Annotated in this window: 15 protein-coding genes and 1 tRNA gene; 10 read left to right on the top strand and 6 right to left on the bottom strand. The window is 62.1% G+C overall.

All coding sequences use genetic code 11. The features are described from left to right. Window positions 1-22 precede the first annotated feature (22 nt). Window positions 23-1,099, top strand: coding sequence for a phospho-N-acetylmuramoyl-pentapeptide-transferase (gene mraY / locus ACKAMS_RS28150; protein WP_003941316.1), 1,077 nt, complete (start codon window positions 23-25; stop codon window positions 1,097-1,099). Here the strand turns inward: mraY and ACKAMS_RS28145 are convergent. After that, window positions 1,096-2,382, bottom strand: a complete 1,287-nt coding sequence (locus ACKAMS_RS28145; RefSeq protein WP_378669909.1) for a multidrug effflux MFS transporter — start codon at window positions 2,380-2,382, stop codon at window positions 1,096-1,098. The two genes, mraY and ACKAMS_RS28145, sit on opposite strands and share 4 nt — an antisense overlap. A gap of 222 nt (window positions 2,383-2,604) precedes the next feature. Here ACKAMS_RS28145 and ACKAMS_RS28140 point away from each other — a divergent pair. Together ACKAMS_RS28140 and dcm are read left to right on the top strand one after the other, a co-directional pair. Beyond that, window positions 2,605-2,675, top strand: a tRNA-Cys gene (locus ACKAMS_RS28140). A 159-nt stretch (window positions 2,676-2,834) separates the two neighbouring features. Next, window positions 2,835-4,130: a DNA cytosine methyltransferase gene (gene dcm / locus ACKAMS_RS28135; RefSeq protein ID WP_021334279.1), complete on the top strand. Its 1,296-nt coding sequence runs from the start codon at window positions 2,835-2,837 to the stop codon at window positions 4,128-4,130. Window positions 4,131-4,212: 82 nt separating this feature from the next. Here dcm and ACKAMS_RS28130 read toward each other — a convergent pair whose 3' ends face one another. Beyond that, complete coding sequence (locus ACKAMS_RS28130) at window positions 4,213-4,338, bottom strand: hypothetical protein (protein WP_255246884.1); 126 nt, start codon at window positions 4,336-4,338, stop codon at window positions 4,213-4,215. Between the two features lie 394 nt (window positions 4,339-4,732). Then, window positions 4,733-5,380 carry a TetR/AcrR family transcriptional regulator gene (locus tag ACKAMS_RS28125; protein ID WP_019749202.1) on the bottom strand — a complete coding sequence of 216 codons (648 nt, stop codon included), beginning with the start codon at window positions 5,378-5,380 and terminating at the stop codon, window positions 4,733-4,735. A 97-nt stretch (window positions 5,381-5,477) separates the two neighbouring features. Between ACKAMS_RS28125 and ACKAMS_RS28120 the strand changes: the two genes are divergently transcribed. Beyond that, the gene (locus ACKAMS_RS28120; RefSeq protein WP_408989882.1) at window positions 5,478-7,268 is read left to right on the top strand and encodes an N-acyl-D-amino-acid deacylase family protein; all 1,791 of its coding nucleotides are present in this window, start codon (window positions 5,478-5,480) and stop codon (window positions 7,266-7,268) included. After that, window positions 7,265-8,110 carry an alpha/beta fold hydrolase gene (locus ACKAMS_RS28115; protein WP_153211226.1) on the top strand — a complete coding sequence of 282 codons (846 nt, stop codon included), beginning with the start codon at window positions 7,265-7,267 and terminating at the stop codon, window positions 8,108-8,110. The genes ACKAMS_RS28120 and ACKAMS_RS28115 overlap by 4 nt, the downstream gene beginning before the upstream one ends. Window positions 8,111-8,195: 85 nt before the next feature. On the opposite strand, the gene ACKAMS_RS28110 is transcribed toward ACKAMS_RS28115, so the two are convergent. The 3 genes from ACKAMS_RS28110 to ACKAMS_RS28100 are packed head-to-tail and all read right to left on the bottom strand — an operon-like array spanning window position 8,196 to window position 11,294. Continuing rightward, window positions 8,196-9,335, bottom strand: a complete 1,140-nt coding sequence (locus ACKAMS_RS28110; RefSeq protein ID WP_020908307.1) for a sulfotransferase — start codon at window positions 9,333-9,335, stop codon at window positions 8,196-8,198. A gap of 7 nt (window positions 9,336-9,342) precedes the next feature. Further along, window positions 9,343-10,125 carry an SDR family oxidoreductase gene (locus ACKAMS_RS28105; RefSeq protein ID WP_317833171.1) on the bottom strand — a complete coding sequence of 261 codons (783 nt, stop codon included), beginning with the start codon at window positions 10,123-10,125 and terminating at the stop codon, window positions 9,343-9,345. Between the two features lie 2 nt (window positions 10,126-10,127). Further along, window positions 10,128-11,294 (bottom strand): hypothetical protein, encoded by a 1,167-nt coding sequence (locus ACKAMS_RS28100; RefSeq protein ID WP_021334277.1) that lies wholly within the window; start codon window positions 11,292-11,294, stop codon window positions 10,128-10,130. A gap of 116 nt (window positions 11,295-11,410) precedes the next feature. Between ACKAMS_RS28100 and ACKAMS_RS28095 the strand changes: the two genes are divergently transcribed. The 5 genes from ACKAMS_RS28095 (at window position 11,411) to ACKAMS_RS28075 (ending at window position 16,779) form a co-directional block, all read left to right on the top strand. Then, a complete protein-coding gene (locus ACKAMS_RS28095) occupies window positions 11,411-12,346 on the top strand; it encodes a helix-turn-helix domain-containing protein (RefSeq protein ID WP_408989881.1) in 936 nt (311 codons plus the stop codon). Window positions 12,347-12,489: 143 nt separating this feature from the next. Further along, window positions 12,490-13,416, top strand: coding sequence for a sulfate adenylyltransferase subunit CysD (cysD, locus tag ACKAMS_RS28090; RefSeq protein ID WP_019749195.1), 927 nt, complete (start codon window positions 12,490-12,492; stop codon window positions 13,414-13,416). Next, window positions 13,416-15,260 (top strand): adenylyl-sulfate kinase, encoded by a 1,845-nt coding sequence (gene cysC, locus ACKAMS_RS28085; RefSeq protein ID WP_408989880.1) that lies wholly within the window; start codon window positions 13,416-13,418, stop codon window positions 15,258-15,260. The genes cysD and cysC overlap by 1 nt, the downstream gene beginning before the upstream one ends. Next, window positions 15,257-16,411 (top strand): 3'(2'),5'-bisphosphate nucleotidase CysQ, encoded by a 1,155-nt coding sequence (locus ACKAMS_RS28080; RefSeq protein WP_408989879.1) that lies wholly within the window; start codon window positions 15,257-15,259, stop codon window positions 16,409-16,411. Before cysC ends, ACKAMS_RS28080 begins: the two co-directional genes overlap by 4 nt. Continuing rightward, complete coding sequence (locus ACKAMS_RS28075; protein ID WP_042952314.1) at window positions 16,408-16,779, top strand: nuclear transport factor 2 family protein; 372 nt, start codon at window positions 16,408-16,410, stop codon at window positions 16,777-16,779. Before ACKAMS_RS28080 ends, ACKAMS_RS28075 begins: the two co-directional genes overlap by 4 nt. Window position 16,780 lies beyond the last annotated feature (1 nt).

Raw genomic sequence — 16,780 nt, 5'->3', positions numbered from 1 at the left:
TTACGTCTGTAGAGTCCCACGGGTGATTTCAATCCTCGTAGCGGGTGGCGTCTCGTTGTTCGTCGCGCTCTTCCTGACTCCGTTTCTCATTCGTGTGCTTTCGCGGCAGGGGCTCGGGCACGAGATTCGGATCGAGGGTCCGCAGAGTCATCAGGGCAAGCGTGGCACCCCGTCGATGGGCGGGATCGCGATCATCGCCGGCATGTGGGCGGGCTACCTGGCGGCACACATCATCGGATTCGGCTCGCGGCTACCGCGGCTGTCTGCATCCGGTTGGTTGGTTCTCGCGCTCGCCACGTCGCTGGGAATCGTCGGTTTTCTCGACGACTTCATCAAGATCCGTAAGAAGCGCAATCTCGGGCTCAACAAGACAGCGAAGACCGTCGGTCAGCTCGCGAGCGCCATCATCTTCGGCATTCTCTTCCTGCAGTTCTCCAACAACAACGGAGTCACCCCCGGAAGCCAGTACCTGTCCCATGTGCGAGATATCTCGGTGTTCTCCATGGGTGCCATCGGCTTTGTGGTCTTCTTCTGCATTCTGGTGTTCGCCTGGTCCAACGCCGTCAATTTCACCGACGGTCTCGACGGTCTCGCGGCCGGCTCGATGGGCATGATCCTGGGGACCTACGTCGTCATCGCCGGTTGGCAGTACCGGAACTCATGTGTCCTCGAGCCTGCCGCCGGTTGCTACGACGTTCGTGACCCCCTGGATCTCGCGATCGTCGCTGCCGCCGCAGGCGGGGCGTGCCTCGGCTTCCTCTGGTGGAACGCCGCCCCGGCTCAGATCTTCATGGGTGACACCGGCTCCTTGGCGCTGGGCGGCCTGGTGGTCGGCCTGTCCGTCACGACGCACACCGAGCTGCTGATGGTCATCATCGGCGCCCTGTTCGTGGCTGAGATCCTGTCGGTGATCATCCAGGTTCTGGTCTTCCGATCGTCCGGCCGACGCGTATTCAAGATGGCCCCGATCCATCATCACTTCGAGTTACTCGGTTGGCCGGAAACCGTCGTGATCGCAAGATTCTGGATCTTCGTCGCGATCTCGTGCGTCCTGGGACTTGCCACCTTCTACAGCGAGTGGTTCTCCGCTGCCGGTTAGACCGATTCACTCTTTCGGGTCGTATCACTCTTTCGGGTCGTAGCCAGAAGAGCGACCAGACCGAGCGACACACACGCCGTCATCGTGACGGCCAGGGCTGTGCTCGTGTTTCCCAGCAGGCCGACGGCCGGCGCGATGGCCGCACCGACGCCGAACTGGAATGCACCGAGCATTGCCGCGGCAGTACCGGCCGCTTCGCCGTGACGAGCGAGCGCCAGTGCCGGGGCGTTGGGAAGAACGAACCCGATGGCACCGGCCATGACCCACAGTGCGATCACGAATCCGGCGAGCCCGCCCAGTTCCAGGACCGCGACGGCAATGACGACGGCCCCGGAGACAACTGCAGCCACGAGGGCCCACTTGGTGATCTGCTGAGGAGTCCAGCGATCGAGCAGTCGGACGTTGACCTGCGAAGCACCGATCAACGCAATCGCGCCCGCACTGAAGAGCAGTGCGAACTCCTGCTGATTGAGGCCGTACTGATCTTGATAGACAAACGACGCGCCTGAGACATACGCGAACAACGACGCCATACCGACGCTGGAGACGAGCGTCAGGACCATGAACGTGCGGTCGCCGAGCAGCGAACCGTAGGTGCGGAGAACCGACTTCAATCCGCTCGGGCGACGCTTTTCCTTCGGCAGTGTTTCGGACAGTCCGAAAGCACCGATCATCGCTGTGCCGACGCCGATCAGTGCCAGGACGACGAAGATCCCGCGCCAGTCGAGGGCGACGAGGAGGGCGCCACCGATGCTGGGCGCCAGGATCGGCGCAACGCCGAGCACGAGCATCAGCCGGCTCATCACGACGGCAACGGTGTTACCGCTGTAGAGGTCGCGGACGATCGCCATGGTGACCACTGCCGCGGCCGCCGCGCCCATGCCCTGGAAAACCCGCAGGATGCCGAGGACCGCGATGCTCGGTGCGAAGACCGCCAGCAGCGAAGCCAGGATGTGCACACCGATCCCGGCGAGCAGCGGCTTCTTGCGGCCGAGAGTGTCCGAGAGCGGCCCGACCAACAGCTGTCCGAGTGCGAGGCCGATGAGAGTTCCGGTGATCGTCAGCTGAACCGTTGACGACGAGACCCCGAGATCGGCGCCGATATCCGGCAGCGCGGGCAGGTACATGTCGATGGTGAAGGGCCCGAGCGCAGTCATGGAACCGAGGGCAAGAATCTTCCCGACGCTGGGCTTACGGTCGACACTGCTCATTTCCAGCGGGGCTGCCTCTATGGGCGGGGCTGCCTTCACGGGCGGGGCAACGGCGGTGTTCTCGGCACTCATGAAACCTTCTGGGTTGTCTGGGTCTGGCGAACTGCTCGGTCGTTCGGGCGAAATTCGTATGATCTGCGCCCGCCGAGGGAGTCAGCATCGAGACTGACCGATTTGTTCCCGAAGGGCTCGCAGTTTTCCCAGAGACTGGAACGGCGGGTGGGATAGCACTCGAATCATGCTGAGCGGAACTGTGGTTCGACGCCGTGACTCAGGGCAGAGTTACTCACTGACGCGGGTGTGGCTGAGTGGCTAGGCACCGGCCTGCAAAGCCGTTCACACGGGTTCGAGTCCCGTCATCCGCTCGTGTCGGAGACCGGCAGGCATACCGCCTGCCGGTCTTCCTTGTGAGGTCCCGGTTCACGGGGTCGGCTGCGATAGTCTGGGCTGCCGGAGCGAGCGGACCATATGAGTGAGGCACTGAATTGATTTCGGGACAGGACCTGCGATCACGGCGCTTGGACGTGGGGATCAGTCAGTTCCAGTTCGCCCGTCAAGCGGGAGTCTCGTCAGCCGTCGTCTCCGCGTGGGAACTCGACAAGGCGTATCCGAAGCCACCGGCGGAACGAGCAGTTCTCACGGCCCTCTCCGCGCTGGAAGCGGCCAAGCGTGAGGGTACGTACGCGGCACCCCGGAAGCGATCGAGCGGCAGTACCCGTGCGCGTCGAGTGACACCGGTCAACGACCCCGCCTCGGTGGCCCGGCGTGCCGTCGCGGGGGCAGGAAGCGGCGGCCCCACCGTATTGACAGCGTTCTCGGGTTGTGGCGGTATGGCCGAAGGCTTTCGGATGGCGGGGTTTTCGGTGGAGGGATACATCGAAGTCGTGCCGGAGGCGCGTGCGACCTTCGATCGGAACTTCCCCGGCGCGAGGTGCCTCGGCGAGGACATTCGGGCGATCGACGAAGCCCGGGTGAAAGATCTTCTGGCACAAGTGGACATCGATGTGTTGGCTGGGGGACCGCCGTGTCAGGGGTTCAGCCTCGCCGGCCGGCGAGACCGCGACGATCCGCGCAACCATCTCTTCCGGAACCTGCTGCAGCTCGCCGAATTGGTGAAGCCGAAGGTCTTGGTGATGGAAAACGTGCGACTGCTGCTCAGCATGAAGGACCCGGACGGTGGGATGGTCGTCGACCGGATTCTCGGCGAGATGGCTGCATGCGGTTACGACGCGTCGGTCAACACGGTCAATGCGCAGGATTACGGCGTCCCGCAGTTCCGGGAACGAGTGTTCATCGTGGCGACCCGCCGCGACAGTAGTATCGGGCCGCTGCGTTTTCCGCCGAAGACTCACGGCGTGAATGGTGTTGCACCGCTGAGGACTTTTCGCGATGCCACCGTCGACCTGGCCCCGCTGGAATCCGGGCAGGCTTGCGAGACGGACCCGCTGCACTGGGCCGTCGAGCATCCCGAGCACGTCTTGCGGTGGCTGCGTGATGTACCAGAAGGAATGTCGGCGCACGACAACGAAGATCCGGCCATGCGACCGTCGTCCGGGTACAACACGACGTACAAGCGCCTCCGGTGGGACGAGCCGGCGTCCACGGTCGGAACCACTTTCGGGATGATCTCGGCTTCACGCAACGTGCATCCGAAACACACGCGATCGTTGACCGTTCGAGAAGCTGCTCGCCTCCAGACCTTTCCCGACGACTACGTCTTCGAGGGTAAGTGGGGAGCGGTGCGCACGATGATCGGCAATGCGGTGCCGCCGCAGCTGGCGTCGGTACTGGCAGGAGAGATCAAGAAGGCACTCGGCTGAGATAGAGCACCTACGGAAAATGGGGCCGACAATGTCGGCCCCATTTCGAGTTACGCCCTGGCAGGGGTGTGGTGCAAGCGAATCAGCTGAGGTTGAGCTTGGCGATCAACGGCTGGACGACCTTGATGATGTCGATGACGGCGCTGAGGGTGTTGATGGAACCCATGTTTCGGTCCTCCGTGTCGTATGTACAGGTTTGTATGTACAAGGTTGTGTCTGCGTGGTGTTTCTGTACGACCTTGTGTCGCAGACACAAGTTAGCAAACTGGACGCTTGTTTTGGTCGAAATGGCCACTTTGCGCTGAAGTTGCTGAAAAGTTCACGGATTGTTCAGGAGCGGAAACAAAAAACAGGCCGGACTCCCCGAAGTCCGGCCTGTCGATGACGCTTTGCGATCAGCTGAATGCCGAAAGTGCGCTGATGAGGCCGATGCCCGCAACTGCGACCTTGAGGACACTCAAGACGTCTTCGAGCTTGACACCCTCGGGCAATACGTTTTCGACAGACTCCATGTTGGATCCTTCATGTGTTGGGGTCGTGGTCCAGCGCCACTGCAAGCAAGATACCCAATCGTGACCACCTGTGAAACCCCGGCGCGAAGATCACAGTTTTGTTGCGCCGGACTCACTGGCCGTCGCAGCCATGGTGGCCGCCACTATTTGTTCCACGCTGATGCCCGCCGCCGGTAGGCAGTGGTAGAAAATTCGTTCGCAGAGGTCGACCATCTCGCCTCGTTCGAGGGTCGGCTCGTCGATCCAGTTGACGACTATTTCCTCCATGAATGCCTGCCACCCGGCGATGGTCGCCTCGACGGTCGCATTCGATTCGATGCCCAGATTTGTGAGCGCGGCGACGATCCATGTGGTGAACGTTCGGCGCATCCCGCGATAGATCGTGCGCATCCGGACGTCGCCACTGCCGGCCATCCGCATCACGGCGAGGTAAATGGTGGGGTGCTCGATAACGGCATCGACGAAAGTTTCGATACCTGAACGCAGCTGGGACGTGATCGGTAGTTCGGGATCCGGTCGCATTCGATCTTCGAGATCGGCCGAGGCAGCCTCGAGGATCGCGTTCTGGAAACCCTTCTTGTTCTTGAAGTAGTGAAACAGCAGTGGGGGCGAGACACCGGCCTCGGCTGCGACGCGATCCATCGACAGTTGGTCGAAAGGCTCGGTCCGCAACATGTGTACTGCTACCTCGAGGATTTGCCTCTGACGGTCTTCGGGGGAGCGGGGGACTGCGGCCATTCCGACATCTTATGTATTGGTTCGGAAGGTTCATTGACTTTTACTCAACGCTGTCTATAACGTGAGGTAACACATACGTGAGGCGAGGAGTCCGACAGTGTCTGCTTTCGACATCGTGGTCAACGACGGGTTGTGGTTCGACGGGACGGGGGCTCCTGGTCTGCGTCGAAATCTCGGAATTCGAGACGGCGTGGTCGCGGAGGTGTCCACGACGAGCCTGGAGATCGGGCCGGACACCGAGGTGATCGACGCGGCCGGCAAGTGGGTTCTCCCGGGCTTTGTCGACGTCCACACGCACTACGACGCCGAAGCCTTGGTCAGTCCAGGCCTTCCGGAATCGGTTCGCCACGGCGTCACTACGGTCGTGCTCGGCAATTGCTCACTGTCGACGGTGTATTCGACCCCGCGTGAAATCGCTGACCTGTTCAGCCGGGTCGAAGCAGTTCCCCACGACGCGGTGCTGCGCATCCTCGAAGCGAACAAGACCTGGACCGGTCCCGCGGCCTACGCCGCCGCACTCGAAGCCCTTCCCCTCGGACCCAATGTCGCGGCATTCATCGGCCACTCCGACATCCGCACGCACGTACTCGGATTGGGGCGCGGCACCGACAAGAAGGTCAAGCCGACCCGCTCGGAACTCGGCCGGATGGGCTCGATGCTCGAGGACGCCATCGATGCGGGGATGCTAGGCCTGTCGTCGATGACCAATGCCCTCGACAAGATCGACGGCGACGAATACCGTTCTCGCTCTTTGCCGTCGACGTATGCACGGTGGAAAGAGTTCCGATTCCTCAACCGCATCCTTCGCGATCGCGGAAAGATCTTGCAGAGCGCTCCGACCATCAACCTGCATCCGAACGTCGCGGCGTTCTTCGCCGAAAGCTCCGCCATCGGACGCAAGAAGCCGCTCAAGACGTCGCTGCTCTCCGGTGCGGATTCGAAGGCCTACCCGGTGATCGTGTACTTCATGCTCGCTGCGGCCCCACTGCTCAATCGCTTCGCGAAGACCGATTTCAAGTGGCAGCACCTTCCGGTTCCCTTCACCGTCTACGCGGATGGAATCGACCTGGTCGTGTTCGAGGAGTTCGGTGCCGGCGCCGCCGCTTTGCATCTCAAGGACCAGGTGGAGCGCAACGAACTGCTCCAGGACGAGTCGTACCGTCGCGCATTCCGTAAGGACTACGACAACAAGTTCTCACCCCGCATCTGGCATCGCAATTTCTACGATGCGGTCATCGTGGGATGCCCGGACGAGACGTTGATCGGCAAGAACTTCGGTCAGGTCGGTGACATCCGCGGAGTGCACCCGGTGGACGCGTACCTCGACCTGGTGGTGAAGTACGGGCGAGATCTTCGCTGGCGCACCACCATTGCCAATCACCGGCCCAAGTTCGCGAAGAAACTCGCCGCGAGTTCCGGTGTGCAGATGGGCTTCGGCGATGCCGGCGCACATCTGCGCAACATGGCGTTCTACAACTACCCGGTGCGACTCCTCAAGCGCGTCAAGGACGCTCAGAGTGACCGCAAGCCGTTCCTCACCATCGAGCGCGCAATCCACCGCCTGACCGGTGAACTGGCGGACTGGTACGGCATCGACGCCGGACATCTACGCCAGGGCGACCGCGCGGACTTCGTTGTCATCGATCCAGCCGGGCTCGACGAGTCGGTCGACGGCCTGTTCGAGGCAACCGTTCCCGAGTACGGCGGGATCAGTCGAATGGTCAACCGCAGCGACGATGCGGCCGTCGCGACAGTGATCAACGGCCGACTCGTCTACCGCGAAGGTGAATTTGCCCCGGGATTCGGCATCGAAAAGACAGGCCAGTTCCTGCGCGCAGGTGAAAAGGCTCCGATTACACGGGCCGCGAAGACTAGCGTGGCGCTATGACTACGCCGGCGGATCGCCTCACCTCGTACTCCCGGTCCGGGCTGACTTTCGAAGTACGCGACGACGGACCGGCAGACGGTCCGGTCGTGGTCCTCCTGCACGGATTTCCGCAGGATTCCCGCTCATGGGATCACCTCGCGCCGTTACTGCACGCCCGCGGCTTCCGCACCGTGGCGCCGGACCAGCGAGGGTACTCACCCGGTGCCCGGCCGAAAGCGCGCTGGGCCTACCGCGGGTCCGAACTCGCCGCCGACACTGTCGCGCTGATCGACACACTCGGTGTGGGGAAGGTGCACCTGGTCGGCCACGACTGGGGTGCCGCAGTCGCATGGCAGGTGGCTGCCGAACGGCCGGATTTGCTCGATACCGTTACCACGGTGTCGGTTCCGCACCCGCTGGCCTTCATCAAGGCGATGGTGACCAGCACTCAGGGACTGAAATCGTGGTACATGGGGGCGTTCCAATTGCCCTTCGTTCCTGAGAAGATTCTGGCCTCGACTTCGCTGGGCGAGAAGTTCCTGGTTTCGAGTGGGCAGACGCCGGCGAATGCGCGGCGCGATCTGAACGCCATGCTCGCTCCCGGCAGACTGCGCGGCGGTCTGAACTGGTACCGCGCGATGTGGATGACCAAGCCGAACCCGGCAGCTGCCCGGGTCACCGTGCCGACCCTGCACGTCTGGAGTGACGGCGACGCCGCCATCGGGCCCAAGGGTTCTGCCCTCACTCCCGCGTTTGTCGACGGTCCGTATCGGTTCGAAGTTCTCCGGGGTGTGAGCCACTGGATTCCCGACGAGGCGCCGACGGAGTTGGACCGGTTGCTCGGCGAGCATTTCAGCAGCTGACCGAGTTGCGTACTGAAGCCCCCGCCGTCCGGCGGGGGCTTCAGTCGTCAGCAAGGTCGTCAGCAAGGTCGTCGACCAGCGGTGGTCAGCGAGTTCCGAATCGCTCCTCCACCTGTTCCTTCGTCAGGCCGAACTCCTCGAGCGTGTACTTGTGCGACGGTTTGCGAGCACCCGAGCGGCTTTCCTCGTGCATGGCCTCCATCGACTGCTGGGCGGTAGATGTCAACGGGATGTCGAAGTGCGTGTAGATGTTCTCGACGGTTCCCAGTGGATCGGTGACGAAGTCCTGATAGTCGACGTCGATGAACTGCGCGGGATTGTGGTGTGCGCGTGCACTGTCGAACTGCTCGAGCCCCCTGGCCCACAATTCGAGCTGACTTTCGCCGATCACCTTGTCGGTAAACGTGTTCGACCAACCCTCTGTCGCCTGGGCGGCCAGGCTGCACACCGACGGAATGATCGTCGTAGGGGAGCGGTGAGTCTGGATGACGAGAGCGTCGGGGTACGCCTCCATCAATTCGTCGAGCGCAAACAGGTGGCTCGGGTTCTTGAGGACCCACCGTCGATCCTGATCGGGCAGACCGATCAGCTGCAGGTTCTTCTTGTGTCGTGCATAGGCGTTCGACCACTCCTGGTCCTTCAGCCATGCGGAGTACGTGGGTAGATTTGCCAGGCACTCGTACGACACGGACTTGAACGTCTGACGCAAGAGTTGCCAACATTCTTCGACTTCGCTGGCCGACATGTAGTGCACGCCCATGAATTCGGGATGCTCGACGTGGTGTTGACCGAATGTCTCCTCGATCTTGGCGAAGACCGGGTTCGATTCCCACGTATCGCGAGGCGGGCGAGGCTGAGGGAACTCGGTCAGCCACATCTCGAGGCCCTGGTGAGCCGGGTCGACCGTGAGGAGGCGGTGCAAGGCAGTGGTGCCCGTCCGTGGCAATCCGGTGACGAAGATCGGCCGCTCGATCTTGACGTCGGCGTGTTCCGGATGCTCCTTCCACGCCGATTCGCTGAGCAGACGGGCCACCAGGGCGCCGCGAAGGAATACCCGAGAGATCTTGCTGCCGAAGGGCGTCAGATCCTCGTCGCGGTCGTAAGACTCGAGGAGGACCGACAGAGCCTCGGTGTAATCGTCGACGCCGAAGTCCGTCAGGCCGGTCATCCGCGTCGCCGAGGCATGGAGATCCTCGACGGTGCCGACGTGAGTGCGTTCAGTCATGGTGCTCCTAGTGATGGAATTCGCCGCAGTTGACGTCGATGCATTGGCCGGTGATCGCGCTGGCCATCGGGGACGCCAGGAAGATCGCCGCATCGGATACTTCATCCGTCGTCGGCAGGCGCTTGAGGTCGGTGTTCGACGCAGTGTGCTCGTAGATCTGCTCGACACTCATGCCGAACTTCTCCGCCTGGTGCGCGAAGTATCCCTTGAGGGTGTCTCCCCAGATATAGCCGGGTGCAATCGAATTGACACGAATTCCCTGCGGGCCGAGTTCGGTGGCCAGGGACTGCGACATGGCGAGCAGGGCCGACTTCGCCATCTTGTAGCTGCCGTAACGCTCTTGCGAATGCCGCAACACCATCGAATTGATGTTCACCACGGAGCCGTCCGACTCGGCAAGTGCCGGCGTGAACAGCTGAGTCAGGCGCAACGCACCCAGTACGGTCAGTTCGATGCTGTCGCGGATGTGCTGGTAATCGGTGCGAGCCAACGGTTTCATCGACGGAATCGAGAATGCGTTGTTGATCAGAGTGTCGACTTTGCCGTAGGCGGCAATGGACTCGGCCACCAGATTCTCGGCGGAAGCCTGGTCGGTGATGTCGGTGGCAACGGTGACGGCGCGCCCACCGGCATCGACTATTTCTTTCGCAACGTCGTCGAGTCGCGATTGCGTACGTGCTGCGAGAACAAGACTCGCGCCGGCCGACGCACATCGAAGGGCCAGAGCGCGGCCGAGTGCCGGGCCGACTCCGGAGATGACTACTACACGGTCTTCGAGCAAGGCGGTCATGATTACCCCAGCATTCGGTTGTCGATGGCGGCCTGGCGCTGGGCAATGCGCGCTGCCCAGTCCTCGGCGGTGATGGTGTTGGTGTCGAAATGCGGCAGGTGCTTCGCAATATCTGCGACGGCGACGATTTCGACGGTGGGACCGTCCTGCGGCGTCAGCTCGCGGGACACGCGCTGCCAACGGAACTGCAGAATGCCGCGCGGATGTCCGACGGTTTCGATCCAGTTGGTGACACCGGGGTTCTTCTCGCTGACCACCATTCGGACCATCCCGTCCGGATCGACCTGTGCCTGGCCGTTGTTGAGGGAGGTCTGATGATTGACGTAGTCCAGTGAGATGTACCAGAGGCTCCCCAGTTGGAAGCCGAGATACGGTGCGTCGGAGGCGGGAACGGTGATGATCATCGCCTGCTCGTCGGTGAGTTCGTAATGTCCCACCGACGAGTACTGCGTTGCCAGCCCGCCCGGTGTCAGGCGTGGTTCGGTCATGGTGTTGACCGTGAGCTTGAGGTAGAACCACTCCGGGAACTGGAGCCACGTCTTGACCCGCGTGACCAGTGCCTTCCCAGCCCGGGCGTAACGCTTCTCGGTCTCTTCGGCGGTGAGAGGTGGCGGCGCGATCCCGATCGAATCGGTGCGCTCGATGCGGATCACGCCGCGCTGCTGACTCCAGTCGCTGTAGACCTCGCGAACGACCAGCTGCGAGGATCCGGGCGCCAGGGTGTAGTAGTTGGCTCGTCCGTCGGCGGGGCCGGGGCCGAACCAAGCGACGAAGTTGCCGTCGTCGTCTATCTCCAGCTCGCGGTCGTCGAAGGCGATTTCGCTGCCGGGAACGTTCGAGTTGGTGTAGTTCCCACTCAACACCTGGAAGCTGAGATCGGCTGTGGTGCCGCGCTTTCCGGTGACCTTGTATTCCTTGTCGTCGTTGATACGGGCGCCGAAGTAGAGGGTGTCCGGGTTGTCGAGACCCATCTTGGTGAATGGTCCGGTGCCCTGGATGAAACTCGGATGGGTCTTTTCGCTGGCCCAGGCGGCATGCGTCGTCGCGATGATTCCGCCGGCCAGATATTGGTATCCCTCCAGTAGATCCTGTTCGGATCTGATGTGCGGCGCAGTCTCGATCAATTTCTCGGCTTCGGCGATCGCCTCGGCAAACGGGTCCGTCAGCACGCTGGCTCCTCACAGTTCCGACTATGTCGCCGGTCCAGAGCGTCGTGGTACAAATATGTACCTATTTGGTAGATGTTGGGTATTTCGACAATAGAACGCGTTCTAGGGAGTGGTCAATGGGTGGACCGGAGAAGACGCCTGACGAGGGACGCCCGCGGGGGAGGCAATCGCCTCCCACCGAACGGGTGGTTCAGGTGCTCGACTACCTCGTGGGCCGCCCTGATCAGCGGTTCGGGCTGTCGGAACTGGCCCGCGCGCTCGAGATCAGCAAGCCCACCTGCCTGGGAATCCTCACCGCGCTGGCTGATCGTGGATACCTGACTCGGGACGAGGTGTCGAAGACCTATGGGCTCGGTCCGGCCTTGATCGCGGCCGGACGTGCAGCTCAGCGAGGATTTGCCGTCGGACCCATTGCCCGCACCCATCTGGAGAAAGTGAGCACGGAGTTCGGGACGACGTGCACGGCGTCCGGTGTGATCGGTGATCAGATCAGCGTTCTCGAAGTGACCGGACCGATCGGAGCGCGTCGCGCCGCCAAGGTCGGTCAGGTGTACCCGTTCGCACCACCGGTCGGACTGATGTACGTCCTCTGGGGTTCGGATCACGACATGGACAGTTGGCTGAGCAAAGAGCCGAGCCTGCCGGTGCGCTTGGATCGCGAGCGTTTATGGAACGTGGTCCGCGAGTGTCGCGCTGCGGGGTATCTGGTCGAGAGTCTGGATCCAGTCGGGCAGCGACTGCACACGTTGATGGCGGGCGTTGCGACGCACGATCTTCCGCCGGAGGTGCGTGAACTGCTCGGGGAGATGGTGTCGAGCCTGGGCGAGAGGGTGTATCTCGGGCGTGACATCAGCTCTGACGACGAGCATCCCGTCAGTCTCATCGCGGCCCCGACCTACGACGCCGAAGGGCATCAGGCCCTTGTGCTGACACTTTATGTGGGCGGGGCGATCACCGGCGCCGAGATCGAGCGAAGGGCCGCGGCGTTGGTTGCGGCGGCGGATGCGGTGACGGCGGAAGTTGGTGGCCGGAGTCCGGTTCGCGGTTTGTGACGTCTGATTGCCGGTCATTGACCTTTGGGTAGAACGAGTTCTATTCTGTGATTGCGTTCAATTTAGAACCAGTCCGGTACATAAATGTACCGATGCGGAAATGGTGTTCCGCACGGAGTACGTGATGCTCAGGAGCGAAAGACATGGCAACACTCCAGACCCCGCCCGCCTACGAGTTGTCGCATTTGCGGGCACTCGAAGCGGAGGCGGTCCATATTTTCCGCGAAGTCGCAGCGACTTTCGAAAAGCCGGTCCTCCTGTTCTCCGGAGGTAAGGATTCCGTCGTGATGCTGCACGTAGCGGCCAAGGCATTCTGGCCTGCTCCATTGCCGTTCGCCGTGATGCACGTTGACACCGGTCACAATTTCGACGAGGTGATCGAGTTCCGCGACCGCACGGTCGATCGCTTCAACCTGCGTCTTGTCGTCTCCAGTGTGCAGGACGACATCGACGCCGGACGCGTCATCGAGGACACCGGAGTCGGTTCCAGTCGCAATCGCCTGCAGACGCACGCGTTGCTGCGCGGAATTCGCGACAACAAGTTCGACGCCGTGTTCGGTGGTGCTCGCCGAGACGAGGAGAAGGCGCGCGCCAAAGAGAGGGTGTTCAGCTTCCGGGACGAGTTCGGGCAGTGGGATCCCAAGGTGCAGCGACCTGAACTGTGGAACCTGTACAACGGCAAACACCGTAAGGGTGAACACATTCGGATCTTCCCGCTCTCCAACTGGACAGAGCTCGATATCTGGCAGTACATCGAGAAGGAACGGATCGACCTTCCCGGCATCTACTACGCCCATCGTCGCGAAGTTGTTCCGCGCGACGGAATGTTGTTGGCACGCACCCGCTTCCTCGAACTTCGTGCCGGCGAGGAGTCCTACGAGGCGTTGGTGCGCTTCCGTACGGTCGGCGACGCAACTTGTACCGGATGCGTCGAATCGTCGGCCGAAACACCGGCCGCTGTAGTGGAAGAAGTTGCGGCGAGCCGTATCACGGAGCGTGGCGCAACCAGAGCTGATGACCGGATTTCCGAAGCTGGCATGGAAGATCGTAAGAAAGAGGGGTACTTCTGATGCCGCAACTGCTGAGAGTCGCTACAGCGGGCAGTGTCGACGACGGAAAATCGACACTCATCGGCCGGTTGCTCTACGACTCCAAGTCGATCTTCGAGGACCAACTCGAGGCCGTGGAGCGAAGCAGTCGAGAACGCGGCGACGAGTACGCCAACCTCGCGCTACTGACCGACGGATTGCGCGCCGAGCGTGAACAGGGCATCACGATCGACGTGGCCCACAGGTATTTCGCGACCCCTCACCGGAAGTTCATCATCGCGGACACACCCGGGCACGAGCAGTACACCCGCAACATGGTGACCGGCGCTTCGACGGCCGACCTTGCCCTGATCCTGGTGGATGCACGCAAGGGTGTGCTCGAACAGACGCGACGGCACGCTTTCTTGTCGACTCTCCTGGGGATACCCCACCTCGTGCTGTGTGTGAACAAAATGGACCTCGTGGGCTGGTCTCAGGAACGGTTCGAGGAGATCAAGGAAGAATTCCGGCAATTCGCGATCAAACTGGACGTCCACGATCTGACGTTCATTCCGGTGTCGGCGCTGTTGGGGGACAACATCGTTGCCCGGACCGAGAACATGTCCTGGTACGACGGGCCTTCTCTGCTGCACCATCTCGAGCAGGTGCACATCGCTTCGGATCGCAACTTGATCGACGCGCGTTTCCCGGTGCAGTACGTGATCCGTCCGCAGAAGCAAACGGATGCCGACCTCCACGATTTCCGGGGATACGCCGGAACGGTTGCCAGTGGCGTCTTCAAACCCGGCGACGAAATCGTGGCTTTGCCTTCAGGATTCACCTCGACGGTGAAGGCAGTCCACGGGCCGGGCGGTGACGTGATCGACGAGGCGTTTGCGCCCTCGGCCGTATGCATCGAGCTGGCCGACGATCTCGACGTCAGCCGAGGGGACCAATTGTGTCGGCTCAACAACCGGCCGCAGGTCGGGCAGGAAATCGATGCGATGGTCTGTTGGTTGACTGAACAGACCACCCTGTCGGAGAACAACCGCTACTCGTTGCTGCACACCACGCGCTCCACGAAAGCGCAGATCGTCAAGCTCGACTATCGCCTGGACGTCAATTCTCTGCACCGCGACGAGAAGGCAGAATCTCTGTCCCTCAACGAGATCGGTCGAATCTCGATCAAGACGCAGCAGCCGTTGATGTTCGATCCCTACCGCCGCAATCGGGTGACGGGCAGCTTCATTCTCGTGGACGAGACCACGGGCAATACCGTTGCTGCTGGAATGATCAACGGTCCGACGCTCAAGGAGTCGCGCGTCGTCTGGCACAGTTCGGAGGTTTCTCGCGAGGAGCGTGCGACCGCCGGTGGGACTGTGTGGCTCACCGGTCTCTCGGCCTCGGGTAAGTCGACGATCGCCGTGGAACTCGAACGCCGCTTGGTGGCCGCGGGTATCCCGGCGTACCGCCTCGACGGCGACAACCTCCGGCACGGATTGAACGCGGATCTCGGGTTCAGTGCCGAGGACCGAGCCGAGAACGTCCGCCGAGTCGGCTCGGTGGCGCAGTTGTTCGCTGATTCAGGTGCAGTGGCAGTGGCCTGCCTGATCAGCCCGTACCGCGAAGATCGTGATCGAGTGCGGGCGGCGCACGAGGCCGCCGGGCTGAAGTTCGTCGAGGTTTACGTCGACACCCCGATCGAGCAATGTGAAGCCCGAGACCCCAAAGGTATGTACGCCAAGGCCAGGGCCGGGGAAATCAAGGGTTTCACCGGAGTCGACGATCCGTACGAGGCTCCAGCCAGTGCCGAGCTGGTGATCAGACCCGAAGACGGAACGCCTACCGAACTTGCGCTGCGAATTATGGAAGTGTTGGACCGGTGAGCGAATCCACACACAGCAGAATCGCCGACGAGGCACTCGCGGCGGAATTGGCGCAGGCCGCTGGTGCGATCCTCCTGGGGATCCGAGCCGAGGGCCTGGGTGTCGACGACGGTCGTGAGCTGGGTCGCCGGGGCGACAAGGCCGCCGATTCCTACATCCTCGACCGGTTGGCCGCCGAGCGGCCGGAGGATTCCGTGCTCTCGGAGGAGTCTGCCGATGATCGCAATCGTCTGGACGCATCCCGGGTTTGGATCATCGATCCGCTGGACGGCTCCAAGGAATACGGCTTGCCGGATCACGCGGATTGGGCAGTGCACGTGGCGCTTTGGGAGCGCGATAGCGGAATTACCGCAGCCGCGGTTGCTCAGCCGGCGCTCGGAGCGGTGTACTCCAGTGGCGACGAGGCCGATTCGGTTCCCGCGAATTCGCCGCTCCGCGTAGTAGTCAGCGGATCGCGACCGCCCGCATTCACCGAAGCGGTGGCCGCCGAACTCGGCGCCGACGTGGTGCACATGGGATCGGCCGGCGCCAAGGCGATGGCGGTGGTGCGAGGCGAGGTCGACGCCTACCTGCATGCCGGTGGGCAGTGGGAATGGGATTCGGCCGCACCCGTCGGCGTCGCACAGGCGGCCGGGCTGCATTGCAGCCGCATCGACGGTTCGCCGCTGCTCTACAACGAATCTCACCCCTACCTTCCGGATCTCGTGATCTGCCGACCGGAGTTGGCTGAGTCGATCCTGGGTGCAATTGCCAAGCACTCCACGGAGTCTGCGGTCAGTGGGCGCGTCGCCATGGCGCGTGAATACGTGAACGCGTTGCTCACTCACGACGCAACGAAGGTCCGATTCGCCGCTGACGCCTGGCGGGTCGAGAACGGTCAGCGAACCGGTGACACCGGCGCGTTCATCAGCAACGAGCTCGAACAGGGGCAGCAATATCGCGGAATCGTGGCGATACGTGAACTCGCGCTGCGTGAGTGGGGCGAGAGCGTCGTCGCGCGGTATCTGCTCGACCTCGGAACACCTGGCCAGGCACCGGCCGTCACAGTTTTCGTCACCGAGTACTTCGGGATACCGGCAGGCGAGATCGAAAGCATCCTGGCAATCATCGAACCCTACGACAACGATTCGAAAGAGGCTGGAACACAATGACATCGGACAAGCTGATCACCGATTTCTGCGCGCTGTGGGCGGCCGCCGATGTTGCAAAGATCGTCGACTACTTCACCGATGACGTCGTTTATCACAACATTCCGATGGAGCCCGTGGTCGGTCGCGAGGCCGTCCGGGCGTTCATCGAGCAGTTTGTCGGTGCCTTCGGCAACATCGACTTTCAGATCAAGCGTCAGGTCGCGGACGGCAACACCGTCATGAACGAGCGCGTCGACGTCTTCACCATCAACGGCGCCGAGGTAGCGCTCCCGGTCATGGGGGTATTCGAAGTCGAGGACGGAAAGATCAAAGCCTGGCGCGACTATTTCGACATGGCGCCGATCAACGCGGCAGCCGGCCAGGCCTGAT

Source organism: Rhodococcus sp. 5A-K4 (genome assembly GCF_046097995.1).
GTDB lineage: Bacteria > Actinomycetota > Actinomycetes > Mycobacteriales > Mycobacteriaceae > Rhodococcus_F > Rhodococcus_F erythropolis.
The sequence above is the reverse complement of the archived record's forward strand: the minus strand, read 5'-3'. Positions and strand labels throughout refer to the sequence as shown.